Source organism: Mesorhizobium sp. M7A.F.Ca.MR.148.00.0.0 (genome assembly GCF_003997735.1).
GTDB lineage: Bacteria > Pseudomonadota > Alphaproteobacteria > Rhizobiales > Rhizobiaceae > Mesorhizobium.
Map to the genome: position 1 here is coordinate 1 of NZ_RZTB01000327.1, position 831 is coordinate 831.

Annotated in this window: 1 protein-coding gene; it reads right to left on the minus strand. The window is 51.9% G+C overall.

Annotated elements, in window-relative coordinates:
• Nucleotides 1-831: hypothetical protein (locus tag EOB49_RS34300; protein ID WP_127383533.1), on the minus strand; the 831-nt coding region annotated here is incomplete at both ends.

Consider the following 831-nt stretch of genomic DNA (forward strand, 5'->3'; position numbering starts at 1 on the left):
TTTTTGCTTGAGCCTTTTCAGCCAGGTCTGTTCCGCCTCATCCTGGTCTTGATGCGCCGGGACGTAGCGCGGCCGTATCTTTTTTCCTTTGATGTAGAATGGCTTTTCGACTTCTCCAACCAGGTTGACGAAAAGCCGGGATTTGTTGGTGGGTTGGCGGACTGTGACGCCGTGGACCGATTCAATCGAATTGATGAACAATACAAGAATGTTCTTGTCGTATTTAACTGTTTCGACGCATTCCAAATGGGTGTCGTCGACATAGGCATCATTGAAGAGTGTCGCTTTGGCTTTCAGCGTGGCGTATTTGGACTTGAAACGACTAATTGTCAGGTCCCCGCCAACGGCATCATAATCTTCCGGCCTCATATAAAACAGGCCAGAAAATAGCTTGTCGCCATTGTCGATGTGGCTTGTCCGCACCGATCCGGCATTGGTTACCGGCGTGTTCCCGCTGAGCATCGCATCCATCAGTATGTCGCGCGTTGCATAGGTGTCACTAAACCTGATGCCCGCTTTCATACTCTTGAGGCGTTCATAATTGGGGTAATAGTCAGGGTAAAGCTTGTGAATATCGTCGTAGAACAGGTCGGCGAGTTCGTCGAAAAATGCTTGAGATACGTGGTAGGCGATAAAATCGCGCCATATTTGCGGCACAGCTTCGTTCGACCGAACGCGGTGGGCCTCATAGTCCCATCTGGTGTTGTTGCGGCGCGTATCGATTTCGAGCGCTTCCGGAGCGGGAAACGTGTCGGCCAACTCCTGGTAGAGATCGAGGGGAAGGGCGTCGCGCAGGATGATGTGTGGAAACGGCTCTGATCGAACGTCGGC